This window comes from Streptococcus sp. VT 162, assembly GCA_000688775.2.
GTDB lineage: Bacteria > Bacillota > Bacilli > Lactobacillales > Streptococcaceae > Streptococcus.
The window spans coordinates 1,994,155-2,016,753 of record CP007628.2 but is presented as its reverse complement, the minus strand read 5'-3'; the positions used below and the strand labels follow the sequence as shown (position 1 = coordinate 2,016,753).

Genomic DNA, 22,599 nt, shown 5'->3' with positions numbered 1-22,599 from the left:
CCTTCTTTAAGCTCGAATTCGTATTTATCAGCTTCAAGGGCCTTACCTTCCAAGACTTTCTTAGCCTTAATAGTTTCGCTTGTTTTAGCTGCTTTATAAGTGTTGGTGAAGGTTGGGTTAATGAAACAAGTAGAACACGATGAGATGGTTAGGATTGTCAAGGGTGAGGAAGTCAAAAAAATTATAGAAGATGATTTGAAAGAAATGGACCAATTTCCTTTAGCAAATAAAGGAAAAATAAAGTCTTATCAAATTGATGATAAATCAATCAAACAAAGTCCAATGGGAGGAATCAAATTTAAAATTTATATAAATAATGACGAAGAATTATATGTATTTTTCACTATTAATAAAGATAGAAGTAGCGGAAAGTTAGTTAATGATGGCGGAGGAAACTCAGCTAAATTTGAGAAAATGATAACGGAGGGGAAAAGTGAATAGACAGTATAGTGATCATGAACGTCAAAAAATTGCTAATTAAGAGTATACAAAGTATTCTGAAACAGATCCTTTGAAAATCATAAATGATAAAGGAGAAATAGAAGATATCGGTACAGTCCGTCAGGTAATAAAATATGACATATTTGTAAAATAACATAAGGAGACGTCATGAACAGCAGGAGGTGTTTTTATGTTTAGGTTGTTAGGAAAATCTCAAGAAGAACGTCGAAATAGAGAGTATGAAGTTAGTTTGGAGGTTGGCTCGACTGTTTCATCGATTGGAACCAGTGGGTCACCACCTTGGAAGGTTGGGGTACCTTTTTGCGGTTGACCTTGGATACCCGTGCTAGTTGCGCTAGTTCCAGTTGGGGTTACTTTCGTAAACTCTGGACTGTAAGTCGCAGTGACTGAGGTTGGCTCGACTGTTTCATCGATTGGAACCAGTGGGTCGCCACCTTGGAAAGTTGGGGCTCCTGTTTGTGGGACACCTTGAGGACCTGTGCTGGTTGCGTTAGTGCTGGTTGGAACTACTTCTTTCACCACCGCTTGGTACTTAACGGTAACAGGAGTTCCGTTGGCATCCACTCGAGTCAATTCAAGTTCTGGTGTTTCACCCTTGAACTGTTTGTCTGGAGTGAAAGTTACCTTGCCGTCTGCGTCCACTTCGAACTTACCAACATTTGGTAGTTCTTTCACAGTTGTACCATTGTCAAATAGTGGAGTTGAATCAGCTGGGAATGGAACCGAGTCATGGCCTGGTGTGAAGATCACTTTACCTTCTTGGACTTGACCTTGAGGACCTGTGCTGGTTACGTTAGTGCTAGTTGGGCCTTCTCCTTGATAATTTTCAAACCACATTCTCTTCGCTAATTCTAAGTAATCAAATGGAATTTCTTTGGTGTAATCGCCTTTGATGTAAATTCTCACTCGTCTTCCTCATCGTCATAAACTCGTTCACCATGGATTTTGATGTATTCTTCCCATCCTCTGTGTAATTCATCCCAAAGGGGTTCATCAATCGCCTCCATAACCTCTAGTTCTTCCAAACTAATATCGACTGCTTCGTCGTAGGTCAAATTCAGCAGGTCTGCATGTTTCGTTTTAAATTCTTCAATACTCAGCCATGTTTCTTTGTCGTCTTCGCTGATTTGACCGTCAATGGCAGATGCTACCTCAATCGCCATGATATAGAGCGCTTGCTTATCAACCGTTAGAATATCTAGATGAGTGGAAATAATCCGCAAACAATCACCTTTCTCACGTCCATCGCTTTCATAAGAATTTTCTAGATCCAATGTCAAGTTTTCATATTCAAATGTCTTCCAAGGGTCAGGAACTTCAAGTGCTAAATTGAATGGTCAAGCTCTTGACGCTAGCCAAATCAAGGTAGAAGGTCAAACCATTACCTTGACAGAAACATGGCTGAATATTGAAGAATTCAAAACGAAACATGCAGACTTGCTGAACTTGACCTACGATGAAGCGGTCAATATTAGTTTGGAGGAACTGGAGGTTATGGAGGCGGTTGATGAACCACTTTGGGATGAATTACACAGAGGATGGGAAGAATACATTAAAATCCACGGCAAACGTGTTTATGACGATGAGGAAGACGAGTGAGACTATATATAAAAGGTGATTATACAAAAAGAGTACCTTATGGTTATTTAGAACTAGCTGGTAAAATGTGGTTTCCAGAAGATGAGCAAATTTCTTACTCAAATGCTGGGAACAATGATGCATTACAAGAAGATTTTTTCTCAAATTTATCCTTGAGGAAAGGCACTGCCGATAAGAGATGGTCTAGTGTCCCCCTAAAGGAAGGGGTACGAAGACTCTTTTCACATATTTAGGAAAGTATTGAAATTAATTTTGAAGATGCATTTGCTACGGATTATAATGAAAAGGGAGACTATCTCCGTATTTTAACCACCCATCTAGAAGTTTTGACAGTTGATAAACGAGCTATGTACATTATGGCGCTTGAGATTGCAAAGGTGATTGATGGGCAAATTAGCGAGGATAATAAGAAGACATGGCTAACAGTCGAGGAGTTTAGGAAAAAGCACGAGGCTATTCTATCTCTAACTTTTGAAGAAGCAAATGAACTAAGTTTGACTGAAATTCAAACGATGGATGTGGTAGACGATCCTCTTTGGGAGGAAGAAGCCACTCGTCGAAAAGAATATATACTAGCACATGGAGGCGATATCTCAGATTTATGAGACTATATATCAAAAGTGATTTTAAGAAAAAAATAACCTTTACGACAAGAGAGTTGCTCTGGGAAATGTGGTTTAAGGAATGGCATGGTCATCCTATTACATACTCAAACGTTGGTGATGATGAGATGCTACAAGATGATTTCTTTTTTGGAGAACTCAGGTTTCTCTACTGTCGGAGCGGCTTGGTCTCCTACTGTCGATAATGGACCTGTGTATTCTGGCAATTCATGCACTAGAGCCATCACTGCATTGACACCGCCCTTGAACTCAGGTTTCTCTACTGTCGGAGCGAAAAGTCCACTACAGAGATGTGGCGGGATTTGACTCTGACCGCGGCTACAGTTGTCTTGTATGTCTTCTGCCCTCCTGCTGGTGCGGTTCTATCCACGGTCGTAGCAGCAGCGGAAATGTACTCTGCCGCTTCTGGTAAGGACTGGGGTACTGGCCGCGAGCTGGATGGGAACGAGAGAGCTACGAGGGGCTTCTTTGCCCTGCTTGACTTGATCCCAGCAGGTAAATACCTCAGTGGCTTGGCCAAGACAGGAAAGACTGCAGGCCTCACCGCTGTTAAGACTAGTATCAAAACAGCGGTGAAGGCCCATGATAGGCAACCTGACCGGCTGTATAGGCACCGGCTCCCCTATCGCAAACTGGGTCAACCCTTTGACAACGCTCTGCGTCTGCCCTATGGGAATCATGATGGCACTCGCCGTCACAAAGACATTTCCAACATCATGATACAGCTTATCATTCCCCATGAAAAGCGTATCTCGGATGAGATTATAGGATTTCGTATGGGCATCCCCTGCATTTCCAAATTGAATGTTATGAATCCCTTCTGCTGCATTAGATAACCCATAGGCTGTTGTCCCAAAACCCACGATACCGCCTGCAACAACTAAAGGAGTCGCAGTTCCCAAGGTTCCTATAATTGCGAGAATCCCAAACGCAACGGTCAACACACCCAAACCCAACTCTTTCCAACCATTCTTGGCGGTGCGAATTAAAGCAAGAGCTTACCAATAAAATATTAGTAAACTCTTGCTTCACTTATTCTATCATAAAAGAAAATACTGATTTCTTTGTAAAGTCATGGTTTAAACAAATCTTACAACCAACCCTTATCTTTTAAGAACTCATCGGGAATACGTAATTCAATCTCTGCTTCCAGGTTACCGCTTCGTAGAGACTAAGAAACTTCCAAATGGCGACACAGAACATGTTTATGAGAAGGTTAAGACTAGTCGAAAAGTCCACTACAGAGATGTGGCGGGATTTGACTCTGAGCGCGGCTACAGTTGTCTTGTATGTCTTCTGCCCTCCTGCCGGTGCGGTTCTATCAACGGTCGTAGCAGCAGCGGATATGTACTCTGCCGCTTCTGGTAAGGACTGGGGTACTGGCCGCGAGCTAGACGGGAACGAGAGAGCTATGAGGGGAGCCTTTGCCCTGCTTGACTTGATCCCAGCAGGTAAATATCTAAGTGGCTTGGCCAAGACAGGAAAGACTGCAGGGCTCACCGCTGTTAAGACTAGTATCAAAACAGCGGTGAAGGACTTGAGTTTGGCGAAATCTCCTGACTGATAAGTCCCTACCGTACGTGTCTTACCTGCATGTTCTGTTATCAAGGCCTTGGTCGCAGCTAGAAGTTCCTTAAAGGCGACCAAATCCTGACTCGCATGGTTGCTTTCATACTGAGTGATGGAGCTATCCAAGTTCTTGATCTGATTGAGCAGAAAGTTATAGTCCATGACCGTGCTGGTATGACTGCTTCCATCATAGCTCACCAAATCAGAAATCTTGTCCTTGGTCGTATTCAAGAGCTCAATCTCACTCTTTAGACTATCCCGTGAACTCTTTAAAGCACTATGAAGGTTTGTAAATACCTGACTTGGCAACTTTGTATGCAGGTGACTATCAATCTGGTAGTAACCGTCCTTGTACAGTAGGAGATTGGTGTTTCATCAATTGGAACAAGTGGATCACCACCTTGGAAGCTTGGAGTGCCTGTTTGTGGGACACCTTGAGGACCTGTGCTGGTTGATGGTGAACGTGTGTATGACGACGAGGAAGACGAGTGAGACTATATCTTAAAGGAAACTACGAAACTAGTATATACCAAAACTGTATGGAATATCCTTGGAAAATGTGGTTCAAAGAACGTAAGGGAGTGAAAGTTGGTTTTTCTTATGCATTTGATGATAATTTTTATTTGAGTTTAACTCTAGATAAATTTTCTTCAAATGATGAGCGTTGGGGAATGGCTGATTTTAGAATAGGAAAAGACTCTTGGGCGACTTTTAAGCGTGAAAATTTAAATTTAAATTTTGAAGATTCTTATGAAAGTGATGGGCGAGAAAAAGGAGACTATCTTCGAATAATCACGACTCATAAGGATATTCTAACGGTTGACAAGCGAGCGCTCTATATCATGGCGATTGAGGTAGCATCTGTCATTGACGGTCAAATCAGCGAAGACGACAAAGAAACTTGGCTGAGTGTTGAAGAATTCAAAACGAAACATAAAGACCTACTGAATATGACCTACGACGAAGCAGTCGATATTAGTTTAGAAGAGATGGAATTGTTGCTGCACGACTTGTAATTTCTCAGCAGTAGTCTCCAATTCTTTCAATTCAGTCTGCTTGCTTGATAAGTTAACCAAAATCATGGCATACAGCAAAGCTATATCATGTGAATCATAGAATTGTTGTTGCACGATTTGTAATTTCTCAGCAGTAGTTTCCAGCTCTTTCAATTCACTTTACCAGTCGGCGTTACCTTAGTAAACTCTGGACTGTAGGTTGCAGTGACCGGAGTGCCATTCTTATCTACGCGTTTGACTGTGACTGGAGTTGGTTTTCCAACAAACTGTTTATCTGGAGTGAAAGTTACAGTTCCGTCTGGTGCAATCGTGTAAGTTCCTTGACCTGGAATAGTCTTCTCTTTGCTACCATCTTCGAAAGTCATTGGTTTCGTATCATCAATTGGAAATTTCTTTTTTGGAGTTCAATTTGATAAATGGCGATTTAAGGATAAACGATGGAATCATATACCATACGATAAGAGCAATCCTTGGACTTCGTTTTCTGATGAAAATATTCAATTGGAATTTGAAAATGATTTTATTACTGATGGGAAAGAACGTGGAGAAAACCTTAGGATTGCTACGACACATACGGATATTTTAACGGTTGATAAACGAGCTATGTATATCATGGCAGTCGAGGTAGCTTCTGCAATTGATGGTCGGATTAGCGAGGATGACAAGGAGACCTGGATGGATGTAGAGACTTTTAAGGAGTTGCACAAGGCATAAATCTCGAAGAAATCATTCTCGTACTGAAATTTTACTCCGGCAAAATTATAAACGCGGAACTTCAGTTTGAAAGTATGATGATTTGATTCATCAATCATATCATAAATCACTATACCATCAATCTTATCTTTAAATACTCTTTCAACTACATCACAGATTTCGTCCGATAAAATATCCATATTATTTAATTCCATACCAGTAGTCCCCTTTTGGTTTTAATCGCTTATATCCATGTTGTTCCATCAAATAATCCCACTCCCATCTTATTGCAGATTTTTCATACATCTTCAACGTCGGATCATGAGAAAATCGAATAGTCTTGTCTTGCGCAACTGCATCATCCAGCGCAGGTTTATTGAAATATTTGAACATGTCTCTACCTTCTGCATCCAAACCATATTCAACTGTAATTTTATTCCAATCATCTCCTAAGCTAAAGTAAGTGGTATCGCCAGCCTTGCTGATGTATGAATTTGGACCAGGTGTACTCCAATCCGGAGTGCCATCAGGTCTAATTGTAGGTTCATATTTACCTAATGTCATTGTATCCGAGTCAGGGTTGATTACACTCTTCGTCCGATACATTTCATACTCTTCCAGTGGCATATTTTTTATTGGAGATTTGGAAGTATTCCGATTCCAACTATCAATTATAGATTTTTCCTTCGCTACATACTGTTTAAAATTCGAACTCTCCCTCGCAAGCCTGCTTTCTTTAATATTCTCTTTAATCCGTTCGATATTGCTCACCTTATTGAGACTAAACTTGCTGGCTGCTGAGGAGGTGGATGGAGGAATTGACTCCATAGAGATAAAAGGAGACATCGATTTGAAAATATCGCATCCTGGACGGAAAGGGGTTACTGCATATTTTGAAATAGAGATAGATGGTAAAATAACTAGTGTACTATATGAATTGGATAAGAACTTTGATATAACTTCTAGCGTCTATTTTCAAACAAATGAAAAAAATATAAATGAGAGAGTGAAAATCTCTCAATCCGAAGAAGAGCGCCTATTAAAGATTGTTCAAAAAGAGCTTGAGTCTTTCATGAAAAAGATGTATCAGACTTTGTATGGATAGTTTGTTATATTAGACTCAGGTGAGCTGACAGGACCAGCTCAAGGAACTGAAAAAATTGAGGGAAGAGCAGTTAGCTAAATTCAAATGTAAATCTTCATCCCAAGCATAGGAAAAATCAAGTGGAATTCCTTTTCGCTCTTTGAACCACATTTTTTGAGCTATTTCTTTAAACTCTTCATAAAAATCAGTCTTGGTGTAATCACCTTTTAAATATAATTTCATTCTTCCTCGTCGTCCAACTCTACCTCTCCATGGATTCGGATTCATGACGTCTCCTTATGTTATTTTACAAATATGTCATACGCTGATTTACTTATAGCATACCATAAAGATTGGATTTTCCATCCTCACTTGACTTGGCGCTTTTGAACTTTCGTAGAGAACAGACACTTCAGATTGGTCTAAACTCTCAACTACGTAAACCTTCAATCCAGTCTCGTTTTCTATAACTCGACGAACTGTGCCGATGGGTTTAGCGTTATCATTATCACCAATTTCAACAGGCTTATCAACTGCAAGCTCTTTATCATACTCTTTTTTTGCTATTTGAAATCTCTCATAGTCCGTATATGTATCAGTCATTTTTCTCTCTCTCTTCTACTTTTTTCATTATCGTAGGATCATTTACTCCACCTTCACTAGTAAGCTTCTTCGTATTAAAGTTTTTATTTAGAGTGAAACTAAAAATATAATCCTTATTGTCATTGACATATATGGAAACCATAATACCTCCCATTGGATTGGAAGCAATAGATTCATAATTAATCGCATAATTTTTAATAACTCCATCTGGTTCAAACGCTTTCGGATCTATTCGTTTTAATCTATTTATAAAAATTTGATTCGCTTCCTCACTCTCTACAATCCTAACCATCTCATCGTGTTCTACTTGTTTCATTAAATGGGCACGAGTGGACTCGAACCACCGACCTCACGCTTATCAGGCGTGCGCTCTAACCACCTGAGCTACGCGCCCAAGTTGTTTTTAGCCCTGCGCCAGAAATTAGAAACGCAGGAACGTTCGAGGAACGTTTTTAGCCCAGTTCCTTAAAATAAGAGAGAACTGGTAAGTCTGGGAGACTGTATCAGCCCAACTCCTAAAAATTGGAAGAGTTGGAATATCCAGTGGATGTTTTTAGCCCTGCGCCAGAAATTAGAAATTGGCTATAAGCGAATCGAGTCTGTGAAAGATCCTTATGGCCATCCTGTCGGTACCAAGGAAGTCACCCCACCTGAGATAGGGATTGACGAGCTCTACAAGGTTGATAGTCCTTATAAGGCATCACTGAAGAAAAGCTATGAGGAGTATAAGAGGAGTAAGGATTATAAGGATCATAGGCTGACGGAGACAGAATATGTCCAAGTTATGCACCAAACCCGATCTTTCGAGTTGTATTCTTCACGAAGCCTATCCAATTCTTCCCAGATGGGATCGTCAATAGCATCAATCGTTTGAATTTCTTCCAAACTCATCTCATTTGCTTCATCAAAGGTTAAAGATAAGATATCTTCGTGCTTTTCCTTGAATTCCTCGATTGTTAGCCATGTTTTCTTGTCATCTTCGCTAATTTGTCCATTAAAGATTGTAGCAATCTCAATAGCCATGATATAGAACGCTCTTTTATCAAGAGTGAGCAATTCAAGATGGGTAGAAGACAAACGCAAAAAGTCTCCATTTTCGCGAAAATCAGTTACATAAGCATTCTCAAATTCCAAATTTAGATCTTCATCAATTTGTGAATAAAAACGGTATTTTATTCCTTCTTGTATCGGAATATGCAACCAACGTTCATCATAATCCTGTTTATCTAGTTTTCGTTTGGAAGTTTCTTAGTCTCTACGAAGCGGTAGCCTGGGATATCTTTCTTCGGTTGTTCACCGTCCTCGGTTGGATAACCTGGAATGTCGTTTCCTTCCTTATCCTTATGACTGGTCTTCACTTTTTCGTAGAAATTCAAATGTAAATCTTCATCCCAAGCATAGGAAAAATCGAGTAGAATTCCTTTTCGCTCTTTGAACCACATCTTTTGAGCTATTTCTTTAAATTCTTCATAAAAATCAGTCTTGGTGTAATCACCTTTAAGATATAGTCTCACTCATCTTCCTCATCATCATAAACACGTTCGCCGTGGATTTTGATGTATTCCTCGCGTTTCCTATCCAATTCTTCCCAGATGGGATCGTCAATAGCGTCAATCGTCTGAATTTCTTCCAAACTTATCTCATTTGCTTCATCAAAAGTTAGAGATAAGATATCTTGGTGCTTTTCCTTGAATTCATCGACTGTTAACCATTTTTTCTTATCATCTTCACTAATTTGTCCATTAAAGATTGTGGCAATCTCAATGGCCATGATATAGAACGCTCTTTTATCAAGTGTGAGAAGTTCAAGATGGGTAGAGGCCAAACGTAAACAGTCTCCATTTTCGCGAAAATCTGTTACATAAGCATCTTCATAATCTAAATTTAGTTCTTCATCAATTTGTGAAAAAAAGCGATATTTTATCCCTTCTTGTATCGGAACATGCAACCAACGTTCATCATAATCCTGTTTATCTAGTTTTTAAAATGGAAGTCATTTTATTGTCAAATCTAATTATACCATACTAGATATGGAGTTCAAAAGAACAGAAAAAAGAGAGAACCAGTTTGATTCTCTCATACTCATCATTATTAACTATTTTTCTCTCAAAATACTTTCTAAACCGATAAAAACAATATCTCTTAAGACTTCGCTGTAATTACTATAGTTTTTTCTAGTTTTAATCGCATCAAATGCCGTCTTAATCTGTCCATCTACAATTAAAGTCAGGCCTTCGACTTTCTCATCTGAGCCTTCCTTGCCAAATGTCTCGTTTAAAATAATTAATTTATTATCTGACATAATATTTACCTTCCTTTACAAACCAATAACGTTCATTTTCAGGAATCAACTTTTCATACTTTTGACGGTAAGATTAGCCTAATTTATTCGTGATCAATTATTGTTGAAATGCCTTTAAAGATAATATCAGATATGGCTTCTGGATATCCCTCATAACCTTTTTTTCCATCAAGATATCAACCACATCTTTAATTTTTCCGTCCAGTATCACAGGAACTGTAGGAACTAATTCATCTGTTTCACCTTTTTAAACATCTCTTGAATTACAGTCATCTTGTCGTCATTCATTTGTTTACTCCTTCTATTTTCTTTATTTATCCACTTTTTTTATTTTTGTCAAACACATTATCACCAATGTCTGTCCAAAACCTATATTCTCTTGGAATTAAATCAAGGAAATGTTGATATTTCCCTATCCATGGAGCCGAGATATATTCCTCAAAAGAAATATATTCTGGGTAATAAGAATACAATAACAAATTATCCATATCAACTAATAAAGATGGGGCAAAATCATAAATAGCATTCAGTTTATCCATTTTATACTCATTAGCAAAGACTTTCCTTAACTCTGACAGATCGCAACTATATTTTTGCATATCTTCTAAAAAATAGAGAATATTCTCAGGCAGTAAAATCGGAGAGCGTAATCTATCCTTATAAATCTCATCTAAATCGTATCCCGCTTCTTCGTAATTAATATACCATAACTCCAAATCAGAAATATACCAAAAATACTGATTTTTGTATTTAAAAGCGACAACAATATTTTCACCATATTTTGCTTTAATCATTTTTTACCTACTTTTCTCCTATTCAAACTTATGACTTCTATTAACAGAAGGCTTTTCAATTCTAAAATTATTTGGATTAAAATGGAAGTCATTCTCAGCAGTAGTTTCCAGCTCTTTCAATTCAGTCTGCTTGCTTGATAAAGAAAACAAAATCATAGCATACGGTAAAGCTATATCAGGCGATTCAGGGAATTGTTGCTGTACGACTTGCTATATCAGGCGATTCAGGGAATTGTTGCTGTACGACTTGCAATTTCTCAGCAGTAGTTTCCAGCTCTTTCAATTCAGTCTTCCGAATCCATGGAGAGGTAGAGTTGGACGACGAGGAAGACGAGTGAGATTATATATCAAAAGTGATTTTAAGCAAAAAATAACCTTTACAACGAGAGAGTTGCTCTGGAAAATGTGGTTTAAGGAGTGGCATGGTCATCCTATTACATACTCAAACGTCGGTGATGATGAGATGCTACAAGATGATTTCTTTTTTGGAGTTTATGAGAAGGTTAAGACTAGTCATAAGGATAAGGAAGGGAACGACATTCCAGGCCACCCAACCGAAGACGGCCAACAACCCAAGAAAGATATTCCAGGTTACCGTTTCGTAGAGACCAAGAAACTTCCAAATGGCGACACAGAACACGTTTATGAGAAGGTTAAGACCAGTCCCATCTCATCGTGTTCTACTTGTTTCATTACTTTATATCCTCCTATGCTTAGTCCAATGATAACCAACAAACTAGCTAAAACAATTCCTACAATTTTTATCGCCAACCCTTGGCTTTTAGATATTTCTCTGGGATATATGACTCGATTTTTGCCATGATTTCTTTTAAATATGCATCCCAATCCCTTATTTCGCTGTACCGACTATTTTCCTTAGACAGCAGTAAACCCTCGTCACCATTGAAAAAAACATAAATCTCGAAGAAATCATTCTACTCGAAAGATCGGGTTTGGTGCATAACTTGGACATATTCCGTCTCGGTCAGCCTATGATCCTTATAGTCCTTACTCTTCTTATACTTCTCATAGCTTTTCTTCAGTGATGCCTTATAAGGGCTATCAACCTTGTAGAGCTCGTCAATCCCTATCTCAGATGGGGTGACTTCCTTGGTACCGACAGGATGACCATAAGGATCTTTCACAGACTCGATTCGCTTATAGCCAACAGTGACTGGGGTACCGTTCTTATCCACACGTTTCACTGTAACTGGATCTGGTTTACCTACAAACTGCTTGTCTGGAGTGAAGGTTACTGTACCGTCTGGCGCAATTGTGTAAGTTCCTTGACCTGGAATGTTCTTCTCTTTGCTTCCATCTGCGAAGGTTGGTTCAACCATTTCATCAATTGGAACCAATGGGTCGCCACCTTGGAAGGTTGGAGTACCCGTTTGTGGAACACCCTGAGGACCTGTGCTGGTTGCGTTAGTTCCTGTAGGAGTTACCTTAGTGAACTCTGGGCTGTAAGTCGCAGTAACTGGAGTGCCATTCTTATCCACACGTTTCACTGTAACTGGATCTGGATTCCCTACAAACTGCTTGTCTGGAGTGAAGGTTACAGTTCCGTCTGGTGCAATCGTGTAGGTTCCTTGGCCTGGAATATTCTTTTCCTTGCTTCCATCTTCGAAGGTTGGCTCGACTGTTTCATGTGAAAATATTGTAGTCGAAATTGGAGATGTTTTATTTGGAAAGCTAAGACCATATTTGAGAAAATTTTGGCGAGCTACCTTCCCTTCAACAGCTAGTTCAGAATTTCTTGTGTTTCAATCTTCAGAATTAGACATGAATTTTCTCTACTATGCTATTCAAAGTGATAGTTTTATTGAAGAAGTTACCCTTGGTCTTCTTCAAGAGCCCTTTAAAGGTATCGAAATTCTTAGCGCCTTGTTCGACGCCTTCCTTCACCGCTGTTTTGATACTAGTCTTAACAGCGGTGAGCCTGTTCTTGAATATATTTCTTAATTGTGGCTTCATTAAGTCCTACTGTACTCACGTAGTAACCTTCCGCCCAGAAATGCCGGTTGCCAAACTTATACTTGAGGTTGGCGTGTTTGTCAAACATCATGAGTGCACTTTTGCCTTTTAAATACCCCATAAAACTTGAAACACTTATCCTTGGTGGAATACTTACTAACATATGTACATGATCAGGCATTAAGTGGCCTTCGATAATCTCAACACCTTTATAACTACATAATCGGCGAAATATTTCTCCCAAACTGCTCCGATATTGATTATAAATGACTTTTCGTCTATACTTAGGGGTGAACACAATGTGATATTTAAGTTTTTACCGGTGGAGTTGGCTCATTTTCATAGCTTGGTGCTACTGGAGCTGGTTCCAATGGTTTCTCTGTCTCATATGTTGGCTCTTCTGGTTTTGATGGCTCCGGTTGATCTGGAGTTTTTACCGGTGGAGTTGGCTCATTTTAGGTTGCCTATCATGGGACCAAGCTTGTAGGTGGAAGCGAAGAGGATGCCCAAACCGCAAACTTTATCGGGAACCTGGTAGGAGGCTATGCGGCCTCCTCAGCAGCCAGCAAGTTTAGTTTGAATAAGGTGAAAGTAGATGTCGAAGCACCGAAGTATAACAGAGAACAAATTCTGAAAAATATAGAAGAAAGCAGGCTTACGAGGGAGAGGTCGAAGTTTAAACAGTATGTGGCGAAGGAATATGCCTTAGCTGAAGAAATTAGGTATAAAAATTATTGGAATGAGCCAATATTAAAAATACCTAAAGGGAGTAGACCAGATCCAAAAACATATGTGAATTCGGAATATCTTACAAAACATTTTGCAGAATTCGATGAGGGAGCAACAGTTATTCAGACCGAGTCGGCTTATACACACTATTCAGAAGCTAACGGTTTTGTTGGTGTACCTGATGACAATACACTTTTTGTTATGCCAACAAAGTACGCTGATAAGGTTATTAAAAATTCTAACGGAAACATCAACTATATTGAGGAAAAATTAGGGTTTCCTAAAGGTTATTTTAAATATGGGGGTGGTTTAGTTAGAATTGATATAGAAGATTTGAGTGATTTAGATTTAAGACTCCCTAGCGGGAATGAGACAGGAGCAAACCCACTATGGATACCTGGGGGAGAAACTTCAGGTGGAGTTCCTGAAGCTATTTTAAATACAGTTCCATTAGATAAGACTAGAGTTAGTAGGATAGGAATAAAATAAATTGAGGGGAGAAGCAATGAGTTTTAGAACTAAAATTTTAGAAGCTATAAAAGAAGGAAACGTTGAAGATATACTTCGTGGAAGGCAAAAGTATCGGGTTGAACCCCCTACTTTTGTTCCAGATGTTTTCCCTACAGATATTAACCAGGTGCTGTTTGAATATTTTTATAATCAAAGTGATATCAAAAACATTGAATTATTGTTAGAGAACTCTTTAATTAAATTGACAAAGAGTTCGGCTACGGATTTGTATATTTCAATATTATTTTTCGATTCAATACTCTTTATGGAAGATAAGGGTATTGCCACTTTTAAAATTGATACTTCAAAATTAGTAGCTGAAATAGCATCTGGAATACAAAAATTTCGGGAAGAATTAATGAAAAGTATAACTTTTAATAATGGATTAACCAAAAAAGAACCTATGAAAGTAGTTGTTCGTTTCAATCAGCGTTATAAAGATAAATATAATTTTTCAATTCTTGATGATTAAAATAATTTTTAATCAAATGGCACGAATACGAGTTTATTTCTAATTATCTACTAAATAAACAATAAATAAAAATATTGAAGAAAATAATTAATGGGGAACTTGAAAAAGCAAAAATTTGAATTTATATCCAATGATTACTAATTTAGATTACGAGTATTTAAAATTTCTTATTTCTAACGAATATAAGTAATTGGCAAGGCAAACAAAAAGATGCCTTCACCAAGCAGTGGGAAACCTTCTCCAGTGACTACACGAGTTTCCAAACAGAGATGGATACCTTCTATGATGCCATCTGTGATGAAATCACTAGGTTAGAGAACCAAAAGAATGAAGAAAATGGTATTATTGGCTGGTGTCAAAGTCAGATGAACAATCTGGGAAATTTCATCGAGAAGCTATTGCATTAGAAGGAGGGGTAAGGTCATGTATGGAACGATTCAATTATCTCGGTTACTTTGAGGTATCCAGTAGGGGCTGCTTCCTCATGGAAGGTGTAAGTGCCTGGGGCCAAGTTAAGGTCTTTAGACTTACCAGCTTCAGATGTCCAGCTTTCTACGGCACATTGGTTCGTCTTGTTCAGTTTTCAAAGGTCTTTGTCACTCATTCTCTCTCGAGCGACAACTATATTAGTATATCACAGCTACCTGTCTCTCTGTTCCTTTTCCTACAAAATTAGCTTCTGGAGTGAAGGTGACGATGCCATCTAGTGAGATTGCATAAGTTCCTTCACCTGGAATCACTTTTTCAGTTGATCCGAGCGACAACTATATTAGTATATCACAGCTACCTGTCTCTGTCAACAGATTTTTTAAACTTTTTTCAAGTTTTTTTAACCGCAATACACCATAGTCCGTACGGGATTCGAACCCGTGTTACCGCCGTGAACTATTCCAGGTCAAGGAACTTACACAATTGCGCCAGATGGAACTGTAACTTTCACACCAGACAAACAGTTTGTTGGAAACCCAGATCCAGTCACAGTGAAGCGTGTGGATAAGAACGGTACTCCAGTCACTGCGACCTACAGTCCAGAGTTTACGAAAGTGACACCAACTGGAACAGGTGATAAGACAGAGGGTCTGCAAGGTCAGGTCCAAGAAGGTAAAGTGACCTTCACTCCTGGCCATGCCTCAGTTCCATTCCCAGCTGATTCGACTCCACTATTTGACAATGGTACAGCTGTGAAAGAAGTGCCAAATGTTGGTAAATTCGAAGTGGACGCGGACGGTAAGGTGACCTTTACTCCTGACAAACAGTTCAAGGGTGAAACGCCAGAGCTTGAATTGACTCGTGTGGATGCCAACGGAACTCCTGTTACTGTCAAGTACCAAGCGGTGGTGAAAGAAGTAGTTCCAACTTCAACAGACGCCACTTCAAATGGTATCCAAGGTCAACCGCAAAAAGGTACCCCAACCTTCACAGAAGGTAATCCATTGGTTCCAAAACAGTTTGTTGGAAACCCAGATCCAGTCACAGTCAAACGTGTTGATAAGAATGGCACTCCAGTCACTGCGACCTACAGTCCAGAGTTTACGAAAGTGACCCCAACAGGAACCGGTGCAACAAGTACAGGTCCTCAAGGACTTCCACAAACAGGCACTCCAACCTTCCAAGGTGGTGATCCACTGGTTCCAATCGATGAAACAGTAGAGCCAACCTGACAAGGCATCAGAAACCATCAATGGAGCGGATGCCCACTTCGTCGGTACTTGGGAATTTACCCCAGCACCAACTTACAAGGCAACACATGAATTTGTCAAACGGAAGTGAAGACAGCAGAAGGTACTTGGAGCTTCAAGGCCTACGACAAGGCATCAGAAACCATCAATGGAGCAGATGCCCACTTCGTAGGCACCTGGGAATTCACTCCAGCTCCAACTTACAAGGCAACACATGAATTTGTCAGAAATCATATTAGAAATCGAGTCCTATATCCCAGAGAAATTTTTAAAAGCCAAGGGTTGGCGATGAAAGAATTAGGAGATGTTAATATGGTGAAAAAAAGTATGCAAGAGCTAGCAATAGAAGTGAGCGAACGTATTCAAAGAGCATTTGGAGATAGAGCTTCAGATATGACCATTTACGATGTGGTAGATGTGCCAAATCATCACATGTTTAGTATTAAATTTAAAGCCTATGATTATTATGAAGCTCATTTTGGTTATGAATTAAGTTTTACAGATTTTTATATTGTGATTAGTAAAGGGATTGGAATCTCACTTCCTAAAGAAAAATATGATTTTGGTAGTATAACAGATTGGGACAGCTACTTAAAAGAAATCATGGCAGAGATTGAACTACGTATTCCTGATGAATTCTTAAAAGCTAAGGGTTGGTTGTAAAATCTGTTTAAACTATAGTTTTATAACAGGCAAGTTCGCCTTTCTATGATAGAATAAATGAAACAAGAGTTTACCGATAAACCATTGGTAAACTCTTACTTTATCAGGACGGTTACTACCAGATTGATGGTGATCTTCATACATCAGCAAGGCTGGAGATACCACTTACTTTAGTTTAGGAGATGATTGGAATAAATTGACGGAGGCTTATCATTTAGATAGCCGTGGAGAACAAATGTTTGAAGCATTTAATAAACCAGCATTGGATGATGCGGTTACGCAAGGCAAGACCATTCGATTTTCTCATGACCCGGAACTTCCTCAGTATGAGAAATCTGCCCTCAGATGGGAATGAGATTATTTAAAAGAACATCATGGATACGTAGATGTATATAAGAAAGGTGATTTTTGGTATGGAACTAAATAATATGGATATTTTATCAGATGAATTCTATGATATAGTTGAAAGAGTATTTGGGGATAAGATTGATGATATAGTGTTTGATGATATAGTTGATGAACCCAATCGTCATACCACCCGTCTAACGGGTGGTTTGTCCCAGGGCTATAAGCCCACATCACCAGCCAGCGCCTAAAGACGCTGGCTTTCACTTTGTTCAAGCCTCATTGCTCTTGACTCGTCACAAACCTCTCAAAGAGGTGTGTGCATTACTTGCCACTATCCCTAAAGGGATTCTCATATTCTTTTACACTCAATTTATCCAACGCTATATCATGCTTTTCCTGTTCTTGAATATATTTCTTAATGGAGGATTACCCAAGTCCGGCTGAAGGGAACGGTCTTGAAAACCGTCAGGCGTGTAAAAGCGTGCGTGGGTTCGAATCCCACATCCTCCTTTTTATATTAACGCGGGATGGAGCAGCTCGGTAGCTCGTCGGGCTCATAACCCGAAGGTCGTAGGTTCAAATCCTGCTCCCGCAATTTGGCTCGGTAGCTCAGTTGGTAGAGCAATGGATTGAAGCTCCATGTGTCGGCGGTTCGATTCCGTCTCGCGCCATATCTTATTTTATTAAGCGGGTGTAGTTTAGTGGTAAAACTACAGCCTTCCAAGCCACAACTCCAGAAACAGCACCAGTTCACGAAGTTCCAGAACTGACGGAATACGGTACAACTCCTGAAATAGCGCCAGTTCACGAAGTTCCAGAATTGACAGAATATGGCACCAGTCCAGAAACAACGCCAGTTCACGAAGTTTCAGAATTGAAAGAATATGGTACAAATCCTGATACAGCCCCAGTTCATGAAGTTCCAGAATTGACGGAATATGGGACAACTCCAGAAACAGCACCAGTTCATGAAGTTCCAGAATTGGCAGAGTATGGCACTAGTCCCGAGACAACTCCAGTTCAAGAGATTCCAGAATTGACGGAATATGGCACAACTCCTGATACAGCTGCTATTCATGAGAATTCTGAGTTGGAATTGACTACAAATGATGAGGTTAGAATAGAAAAGATTGATTTTTCTATTGACGAGCAATATACAGATGAAATTCCAGAAGGAAGTCGTCAAATCGCGACTCCGGGTGTTGAGGGTGAGCGCACGATTAAGACTCGTGTATACAGTTCCAACGGGCAAGAGGTTGACCGCCAAGAGTTGTCTAATGAGGAAACTTTGGCGCCCGTAACACAGATCGTCAAAGTCGGAACTGCTAAGCCAACTATGGTACCGAGCGAAGCACCGAAAGCAGACGCTCTGCCAGAGTATCCGCTAACTTACACCGACGAAATTCGCGTTGAGAAAATAGCCTTCAACATCGAGGAGCAATATACCGATGAACTTGTTCGAGATGCTCGTCAGATTGCAACTCCAGGTGTTGAGGGCGAACGGACTATCAAGACTCGTGTCTACAGTTCTAACGGTCAGGAAATTGATCGCCAAGAATTGTCTAACGAAGAAACTCTGGCTCCCGTAACGCAAATTGTCAAAGTCGGCACGGCTAAGCCAACCATGGTACCAAGCGATGCGCCAAAAGCAGACGCTTTGCCAGAGTATCCACTGACTTATACAGATGAAACGCGCGTTGAAAAAATCAACTTTAGCATTCGTGAAGTTATCTAACAGCAGAAGGAAGCTACGCTCGCAACAAATGGGTAGGTAATTACTATCTAAAATCAGATGGTAAGATGGCCAAAAATGAATGGGTAGATGGTGGTCGTTATTATGTTGATTCTGATGGAAAGATGGTTAAAAGTGACTGGATTTATGATAAAAACTATGGATCCTATTATTATCTAACAGCAGAAGGAAAGGTTGCCTATCATGGGACCAAGCTTGTAGGTGGAAGCGAGGAGGATGCCCAAATCGCAAACTTTATCGGGAATATCGTAGGAGGCTATGTGACCTCCTCAGCAGCCAGCAAGTTTAGTCTCAATAAGGTGACCAATCTCCTACTGTACAAGGACGGTTACTACCAGATTGACGGTGATCTTCATACAAAGCTACCTGGTCAGGTATTTACAAACCTTCATAGTGCTTTAAAGAGCTCACGGGATAATCTAAAGAGTGAGATTGAGATCTTGAACACGACCAAGGACAACATTTCAGATTTGGTGAGCTATGAAGGGAGCAGTCATACCAGCACGGTCATGGACTATAACTTCCTCATGAATCAGCTCAAGAACTTGGATACCTCCATCACTCAGTATGAGAGTAACCATGCGAGTCAAGATTTGGTCGCCTTTAAGGAACTTCTGGCTGCGACTAAGGCCTTGATCGCAGAGCATGCTGGTAAGACACGGACTGTAGGGACTTATCAGTCAGGAGATTTCGCCAAACTCAAGTAACTTGTCTGCATATGTGAAGGAAGACGGCCGTACACAGATTCCGAATAAGGCTTCTTATGACGCAAGCTTCCCACACAAACCAGGTGTGCACAAGGATTCGAACGAAGTCCCAGTAACGCCCCTTGCTTCCAGCAGATCAAACAGACTTGAAAGATGGTAGCCAAGCGACTCCGACGCAACCAAGTCAAACAGAAGTTAAGACAGCAGAAGGTACCTGGAGCTTCAAGTCTTATGACAAGACATCTGAAACCATCAATGGAGCAGATGTTAAGTTTGTAGGTACATGGGAATTTACAGCAACTCCAGTTCCAACAGTGACTCATAAAGCGGTTCATGAGTTTGTCAGCGGAACTCCAGGTAAAGAGCTTCCACAAGAAGTGAAATCCTTGCTTCCAGCAGATCAAACAGACTTGAAAGATGGTAGACAAGCAGAGGGTCAGCGGTTCGATCCCGTTAACTCCCATAGGTCCCGTAGTGTAGCGGTTATCACGTCGCCCTGTCACGGCGAAGATCGCGGGTTCGATTCCCGTCGGGACCGTTTAAGATAACGGAAGTTATTTTAGACTCGTTAGCTCAGTTGGTAGAGCAATTGACTTTTAATCAATGGGTCACTGGTTCGAGCCCAGTACGGGTCATATTTGCGGGTTTGGCGGAATTGGCAGACGCACCAGATTTAGGATCTGGCGCTTAACGGCGTGGGGGTTCAAGTCCCTTAACCCGCATAATAGAAATCAGCCGGCTTAGCTCAGTTGGTAGAGCATCTGATTTGTAATCAGAGGGTCGCGTGTTCAAGTCATGTAGCCGGCATTTTTTTATATAGAATAAGAGGTCGATGCGAACGTAGTTCAGTGGTAGAACACCACCTTGCCAAGGTGGGGGTCGCGGGTTCGAATCCCGTCGTTCGCTTAGAGAGGCCGGGGTGGCGGAACTGGCAGACGCACAGGACTTAAAATCCTGCGATTGGTAACGATCGTACCGGTTCGATTCCGGTCCTCGGCATATAATGATGAGCACCCTTAGCTCAACTGGATAGAGTACCTGACTACGAATCAGGCGGTTAGAGGTTCGACTCCTCTAGGGTGCATTTTTTTATTTAACGCGGGAAGTAGCTCAGCTTGGTAGAGTACTTGGTTTGGGACCAAGGTGTCGCAGGTTCGAATCCTGTCTTCCCGATTGACAAAGACCTTTGAAAACTGAACAAGACGAACCAATGTGCAGGGCACTATAACTAAGGTTATAGTACTGAACAATGAAAAAAACAATAAATCTGTCAGTGACAGAAATGAGTGAGAACTCAAACTTTTAATGAGAGTTTGATCCTGGCTCAGGACGAACGCTGGCGGCGTGCTGCTATACATGCAGTAGAACGCTGAAGGAGGAGCTTGCTTCTCTGGATGAGTTGCGAACGGGTGAGTAACGCGTAGGTAACCTGCCTGGTAGCGGGGGATAACTATTGGAAACGATAGCTAATACCGCATAATAGTAGATGTCGCATGACATTTGCTTAAAAGGTGCAATTGCATCACTACCAGATGGACCTGCGTTGTATTAGCTAGTTGGTGAGGTAACGGCTCACCAAGGCAACGATACATAGCCGACCTGAGAGGGTGATCGGCCACACTGGGACTGAGACACGGCCCAGACTCCTACGGGAGGCAGCAGTAGGGAATCTTCGGCAATGGACGGAAGTCTGACCGAGCAACGCCGCGTGAGTGAAGAAGGTTTTCGGATCGTAAAGCTCTGTTGTAAGAGAAGAACGAGTGTGAGAGTGGAAAGTTCACACTGTGACGGTATCTTACCAGAAAGGGACGGCTAACTACGTGCCAGCAGCCGCGGTAATACGTAGGTCCCGAGCGTTGTCCGGATTTATTGGGCGTAAAGCGAGCGCAGGCGGTTAGATAAGTCTGAAGTTAAAGGCTGTGGCTTAACCATAGTACGCTTTGGAAACTGTTTAACTTGAGTGCAAGAGGGGAGAGTGGAATTTCCATGTGTAGCGGTGAAATGCGTAGATATATGGAGGAACACCGGTGGCGAAAGCGGCTCTCTGGCTTGTAACTGACGCTGAGGCTCGAAAGCGTGGGGAGCAAACAGGATTAGATACCCTGGTAGTCCACGCCGTAAACGATGAGTGCTAGGTGTTAGACCCTTTCCGGGGTTTAGTGCCGCAGCTAACGCATTAAGCACTCCGCCTGGGGAGTACGACCGCAAGGTTGAAACTCAAAGGAATTGACGGGGGCCCGCACAAGCGGTGGAGCATGTGGTTTAATTCGAAGCAACGCGAAGAACCTTACCAGGTCTTGACATCCCTCTGACCGCTCTAGAGATAGAGTTTTCCTTCGGGACAGAGGTGACAGGTGGTGCATGGTTGTCGTCAGCTCGTGTCGTGAGATGTTGGGTTAAGTCCCGCAACGAGCGCAACCCCTATTGTTAGTTGCCATCATTCAGTTGGGCACTCTAGCGAGACTGCCGGTAATAAACCGGAGGAAGGTGGGGATGACGTCAAATCATCATGCCCCTTATGACCTGGGCTACACACGTGCTACAATGGCTGGTACAACGAGTCGCAAGCCGGTGACGGCAAGCTAATCTCTTAAAGCCAGTCTCAGTTCGGATTGTAGGCTGCAACTCGCCTACATGAAGTCGGAATCGCTAGTAATCGCGGATCAGCACGCCGCGGTGAATACGTTCCCGGGCCTTGTACACACCGCCCGTCACACCACGAGAGTTTGTAACACCCGAAGTCGGTGAGGTAACCTTTTAGGAGCCAGCCGCCTAAGGTGGGATAGATGATTGGGGTGAAGTCGTAACAAGGTAGCCGTATCGGAAGGTGCGGCTGGATCACCTCCTTTCTAAGGATAAGGAACTGCACATTGGTCTTGTTTAGTCTTGAGAGGTCTTGTGGGGCCTTAGCTCAGCTGGGAGAGCGCCTGCTTTGCACGCAGGAGGTCAGCGGTTCGATCCCGCTAGGCTCCATTGGTGAGAGATCACCAAGTAATGCACATTGAAAATTGAATATCTA

The 22,599-nt window shown here is 41.2% G+C and carries 20 protein-coding genes, 13 tRNA genes, 1 rRNA gene and 12 pseudogenes; 31 read left to right on the top strand and 15 right to left on the bottom strand.

Annotation, left to right across the window (positions count from 1 at the left end; translation table 11 throughout):
- Positions 1 to 69: 69 nt before the first annotated feature.
- Positions 70 to 441: pseudogene (locus tag V470_10160) on the top strand (hypothetical protein).
- Between the two features lie 213 nt (positions 442 to 654).
- Here V470_10160 and V470_10905 read toward each other — a convergent pair.
- Together V470_10905 and V470_10140 are read right to left on the bottom strand one after the other, a co-directional pair.
- The gene (locus V470_10905) at positions 655 to 1,368 is read right to left on the bottom strand and encodes a hypothetical protein (protein ID AJZ74477.1); all 714 of its coding nucleotides are present in this window, start codon (positions 1,366 to 1,368) and stop codon (positions 655 to 657) included.
- Positions 1,365 to 1,781 (bottom strand): annotated as a pseudogene (locus V470_10140) (hypothetical protein). The gene V470_10905 and the pseudogene V470_10140 overlap by 4 nt, the downstream one beginning before the upstream one ends.
- Before the next feature lie 10 nt (positions 1,782 to 1,791).
- Between V470_10140 and V470_10900 the strand changes: the two are divergent.
- The 3 genes and pseudogenes from V470_10900 (at position 1,792) to V470_10890 (ending at position 2,869) form a co-directional block, all read left to right on the top strand.
- Positions 1,792 to 2,061 (top strand): hypothetical protein, encoded by a 270-nt coding sequence (locus tag V470_10900; GenBank protein AJZ74476.1) that lies wholly within the window; start codon positions 1,792 to 1,794, stop codon positions 2,059 to 2,061.
- Positions 2,058 to 2,666, top strand: a pseudogene (locus tag V470_10895) (hypothetical protein). Before V470_10900 ends, V470_10895 begins: the two are co-directional and overlap by 4 nt.
- Entirely contained in the window at positions 2,663 to 2,869 is a 207-nt protein-coding gene (locus V470_10890; GenBank protein ID AJZ74475.1) for a hypothetical protein, read from the top strand. Before V470_10895 ends, V470_10890 begins: the two are co-directional and overlap by 4 nt.
- Before the next feature lie 177 nt (positions 2,870 to 3,046).
- Here the strand turns inward: V470_10890 and V470_10885 are convergent, their stop codons facing one another.
- Entirely contained in the window at positions 3,047 to 3,634 is a 588-nt protein-coding gene (locus tag V470_10885) for a hypothetical protein (GenBank protein AJZ74474.1), read from the bottom strand.
- Between the two features lie 236 nt (positions 3,635 to 3,870).
- Here V470_10885 and V470_10880 point away from each other — a divergent pair, with 236 nt between their 5' ends.
- Both V470_10880 and V470_10875 read left to right on the top strand, forming a co-directional pair.
- Positions 3,871 to 4,248: a hypothetical protein gene (locus V470_10880; protein ID AJZ74473.1), complete on the top strand. Its 378-nt coding sequence runs from the start codon at positions 3,871 to 3,873 to the stop codon at positions 4,246 to 4,248.
- A gap of 493 nt (positions 4,249 to 4,741) precedes the next feature.
- Positions 4,742 to 5,254 (top strand): annotated as a pseudogene (locus V470_10875) (hypothetical protein).
- Positions 5,255 to 5,418: 164 nt separating this feature from the next.
- Here V470_10875 and V470_10870 read toward each other — a convergent pair.
- Positions 5,419 to 5,634, bottom strand: coding sequence for a hypothetical protein (locus V470_10870; GenBank protein AJZ74472.1), 216 nt, complete (start codon positions 5,632 to 5,634; stop codon positions 5,419 to 5,421).
- Here V470_10870 and V470_10865 point away from each other — a divergent pair.
- A pseudogene (locus V470_10865) lies at positions 5,600 to 5,980 on the top strand (hypothetical protein). The gene V470_10870 and the pseudogene V470_10865 sit on opposite strands and share 35 nt — an antisense overlap.
- A gap of 183 nt (positions 5,981 to 6,163) precedes the next feature.
- On the opposite strand, the gene V470_10860 reads toward V470_10865, so the two are convergent.
- Positions 6,164 to 6,355: a hypothetical protein gene (locus tag V470_10860; protein AJZ74513.1), complete on the bottom strand. Its 192-nt coding sequence runs from the start codon at positions 6,353 to 6,355 to the stop codon at positions 6,164 to 6,166.
- 433 nt (positions 6,356 to 6,788) lie between these two features.
- Between V470_10860 and V470_10855 the strand changes: the two genes are divergently transcribed.
- Positions 6,789 to 7,067, top strand: a complete 279-nt coding sequence (locus V470_10855; GenBank protein AJZ74512.1) for a hypothetical protein — start codon at positions 6,789 to 6,791, stop codon at positions 7,065 to 7,067.
- A gap of 15 nt (positions 7,068 to 7,082) precedes the next feature.
- Here V470_10855 and V470_10850 read toward each other — a convergent pair whose 3' ends face one another.
- From V470_10850 to V470_10025, 9 genes and pseudogenes are all read right to left on the bottom strand, one after another.
- Positions 7,083 to 7,334 carry a hypothetical protein gene (locus tag V470_10850; protein AJZ74471.1) on the bottom strand — a complete coding sequence of 84 codons (252 nt, stop codon included), beginning with the start codon at positions 7,332 to 7,334 and terminating at the stop codon, positions 7,083 to 7,085.
- A 90-nt stretch (positions 7,335 to 7,424) separates the two neighbouring features.
- A pseudogene (locus tag V470_10080) lies at positions 7,425 to 7,649 on the bottom strand (triacylglycerol lipase).
- Positions 7,642 to 7,968, bottom strand: a pseudogene (locus tag V470_10075) (hypothetical protein). The pseudogenes V470_10080 and V470_10075 overlap by 8 nt, the downstream one beginning before the upstream one ends.
- A 1-nt stretch (position 7,969) precedes the next feature.
- Positions 7,970 to 8,043: transfer RNA gene (locus V470_10070), tRNA-Ile, on the bottom strand.
- A 356-nt stretch (positions 8,044 to 8,399) separates the two neighbouring features.
- Positions 8,400 to 8,882 (bottom strand): annotated as a pseudogene (locus V470_10845) (hypothetical protein).
- Complete coding sequence (locus V470_10840) at positions 8,876 to 9,163, bottom strand: hypothetical protein (GenBank protein ID AJZ74470.1); 288 nt, start codon at positions 9,161 to 9,163, stop codon at positions 8,876 to 8,878. Before V470_10840 ends, V470_10845 begins: the two are co-directional and overlap by 7 nt.
- Positions 9,160 to 9,630 (bottom strand): annotated as a pseudogene (locus V470_10835) (hypothetical protein). Before V470_10835 ends, V470_10840 begins: the two are co-directional and overlap by 4 nt.
- 114 nt (positions 9,631 to 9,744) lie before the next feature.
- Positions 9,745 to 9,954, bottom strand: a complete 210-nt coding sequence (locus tag V470_10035) for a hypothetical protein (protein AHZ48718.1) — start codon at positions 9,952 to 9,954, stop codon at positions 9,745 to 9,747.
- 311 nt (positions 9,955 to 10,265) lie between these two features.
- On the bottom strand, positions 10,266 to 10,745 hold the full coding sequence (locus V470_10025; GenBank protein ID AHZ48717.1) for a hypothetical protein: 480 nt from the start codon (positions 10,743 to 10,745) through the stop codon (positions 10,266 to 10,268).
- A gap of 433 nt (positions 10,746 to 11,178) precedes the next feature.
- Here V470_10025 and V470_10830 point away from each other — a divergent pair.
- Positions 11,179 to 11,412: pseudogene (locus tag V470_10830) on the top strand (hypothetical protein).
- 268 nt (positions 11,413 to 11,680) lie between these two features.
- Here the strand turns inward: V470_10830 and V470_10825 are convergent.
- The gene (locus V470_10825) at positions 11,681 to 12,253 is read right to left on the bottom strand and encodes a hypothetical protein (protein ID AJZ74469.1); all 573 of its coding nucleotides are present in this window, start codon (positions 12,251 to 12,253) and stop codon (positions 11,681 to 11,683) included.
- Between the two features lie 103 nt (positions 12,254 to 12,356).
- Between V470_10825 and V470_10820 the strand changes: the two genes are divergently transcribed.
- From V470_10820 to V470_09875, 22 genes and pseudogenes are all read left to right on the top strand, one after another.
- A complete protein-coding gene (locus V470_10820; protein ID AJZ74468.1) occupies positions 12,357 to 12,707 on the top strand; it encodes a hypothetical protein in 351 nt (116 codons plus the stop codon).
- Between the two features lie 735 nt (positions 12,708 to 13,442).
- Positions 13,443 to 13,937 (top strand): annotated as a pseudogene (locus V470_10815) (hypothetical protein).
- A gap of 16 nt (positions 13,938 to 13,953) precedes the next feature.
- On the top strand, positions 13,954 to 14,430 hold the full coding sequence (locus tag V470_10175; GenBank protein ID AHZ48735.1) for a hypothetical protein: 477 nt from the start codon (positions 13,954 to 13,956) through the stop codon (positions 14,428 to 14,430).
- A gap of 980 nt (positions 14,431 to 15,410) precedes the next feature.
- Positions 15,411 to 16,091, top strand: a complete 681-nt coding sequence (locus V470_10810; protein ID AJZ74467.1) for a hypothetical protein — start codon at positions 15,411 to 15,413, stop codon at positions 16,089 to 16,091.
- Positions 16,092 to 16,421: 330 nt separating this feature from the next.
- On the top strand, positions 16,422 to 16,772 hold the full coding sequence (locus V470_09965) for a hypothetical protein (GenBank protein AHZ48708.1): 351 nt from the start codon (positions 16,422 to 16,424) through the stop codon (positions 16,770 to 16,772).
- A 235-nt stretch (positions 16,773 to 17,007) separates the two neighbouring features.
- Positions 17,008 to 17,199: pseudogene (locus V470_10805) on the top strand (hypothetical protein).
- Complete coding sequence (locus tag V470_10800) at positions 17,186 to 17,368, top strand: hypothetical protein (protein AJZ74466.1); 183 nt, start codon at positions 17,186 to 17,188, stop codon at positions 17,366 to 17,368. The pseudogene V470_10805 and the gene V470_10800 overlap by 14 nt, the downstream one beginning before the upstream one ends.
- 172 nt (positions 17,369 to 17,540) lie before the next feature.
- Positions 17,541 to 17,630 (top strand) — tRNA-Ser (locus tag V470_09950).
- An 11-nt stretch (positions 17,631 to 17,641) separates the two neighbouring features.
- Positions 17,642 to 17,715 (top strand) — tRNA-Met (locus tag V470_09945).
- Positions 17,716 to 17,718: 3 nt separating this feature from the next.
- Positions 17,719 to 17,791 (top strand) — tRNA-Phe (locus V470_09940).
- A 149-nt stretch (positions 17,792 to 17,940) separates the two neighbouring features.
- Entirely contained in the window at positions 17,941 to 18,855 is a 915-nt protein-coding gene (locus tag V470_10795; GenBank protein ID AJZ74465.1) for a hypothetical protein, read from the top strand.
- A 65-nt stretch (positions 18,856 to 18,920) separates the two neighbouring features.
- Positions 18,921 to 19,580 carry a hypothetical protein gene (locus V470_10790; GenBank protein AJZ74464.1) on the top strand — a complete coding sequence of 220 codons (660 nt, stop codon included), beginning with the start codon at positions 18,921 to 18,923 and terminating at the stop codon, positions 19,578 to 19,580.
- 465 nt (positions 19,581 to 20,045) lie between these two features.
- A tRNA-Asp gene (locus V470_09920) sits at positions 20,046 to 20,118 on the top strand.
- Between the two features lie 24 nt (positions 20,119 to 20,142).
- Positions 20,143 to 20,215, top strand: a tRNA-Lys gene (locus tag V470_09915).
- 5 nt (positions 20,216 to 20,220) lie between these two features.
- Positions 20,221 to 20,302 (top strand) — tRNA-Leu (locus tag V470_09910).
- Positions 20,303 to 20,314: 12 nt separating this feature from the next.
- A tRNA-Thr gene (locus V470_09905) sits at positions 20,315 to 20,387 on the top strand.
- 27 nt (positions 20,388 to 20,414) lie between these two features.
- Positions 20,415 to 20,486, top strand: a tRNA-Gly gene (locus tag V470_09900).
- 7 nt (positions 20,487 to 20,493) lie between these two features.
- A tRNA-Leu gene (locus V470_09895) sits at positions 20,494 to 20,579 on the top strand.
- 11 nt (positions 20,580 to 20,590) lie between these two features.
- Positions 20,591 to 20,664: transfer RNA gene (locus V470_09890), tRNA-Arg, on the top strand.
- A gap of 15 nt (positions 20,665 to 20,679) precedes the next feature.
- Positions 20,680 to 20,753, top strand: a tRNA-Pro gene (locus tag V470_09885).
- A gap of 127 nt (positions 20,754 to 20,880) precedes the next feature.
- A 16S ribosomal RNA gene (locus V470_09880) occupies positions 20,881 to 22,436 on the top strand.
- A gap of 44 nt (positions 22,437 to 22,480) precedes the next feature.
- A tRNA-Ala gene (locus tag V470_09875) sits at positions 22,481 to 22,553 on the top strand.
- Positions 22,554 to 22,599 lie beyond the last annotated feature (46 nt).

Excerpts from the sequence above, each read along its gene's own strand:
- V470_10860 (AJZ74513.1), bottom strand. The coding sequence starts at position 6,355 with ATGTTCAAATATTTCAATAAACCTGCGCTGGATGATGCAGTTGCGCAA.
- V470_10850 (AJZ74471.1), bottom strand. The coding sequence starts at position 7,334 with ATGAATCCGAATCCATGGAGAGGTAGAGTTGGACGACGAGGAAGAATG.
- V470_10025 (AHZ48717.1), bottom strand. The coding sequence starts at position 10,745 with ATGATTAAAGCAAAATATGGTGAAAATATTGTTGTCGCTTTTAAATAC.
- V470_10870 (AJZ74472.1), bottom strand. The coding sequence starts at position 5,634 with ATGACTTTCGAAGATGGTAGCAAAGAGAAGACTATTCCAGGTCAAGGA.
- V470_10890 (AJZ74475.1), top strand. The coding sequence starts at position 2,663 with ATGAGACTATATATCAAAAGTGATTTTAAGAAAAAAATAACCTTTACG.
- V470_10790 (AJZ74464.1), top strand. The coding sequence starts at position 18,921 with ATGGCCAAAAATGAATGGGTAGATGGTGGTCGTTATTATGTTGATTCT.
- V470_10880 (AJZ74473.1), top strand. The coding sequence starts at position 3,871 with ATGGCGACACAGAACATGTTTATGAGAAGGTTAAGACTAGTCGAAAAG.
- V470_10175 (AHZ48735.1), top strand. The coding sequence starts at position 13,954 with ATGAGTTTTAGAACTAAAATTTTAGAAGCTATAAAAGAAGGAAACGTT.
- V470_09965 (AHZ48708.1), top strand. The coding sequence starts at position 16,422 with ATGGTGAAAAAAAGTATGCAAGAGCTAGCAATAGAAGTGAGCGAACGT.
- V470_10800 (AJZ74466.1), top strand. The coding sequence starts at position 17,186 with ATGGAACTAAATAATATGGATATTTTATCAGATGAATTCTATGATATA.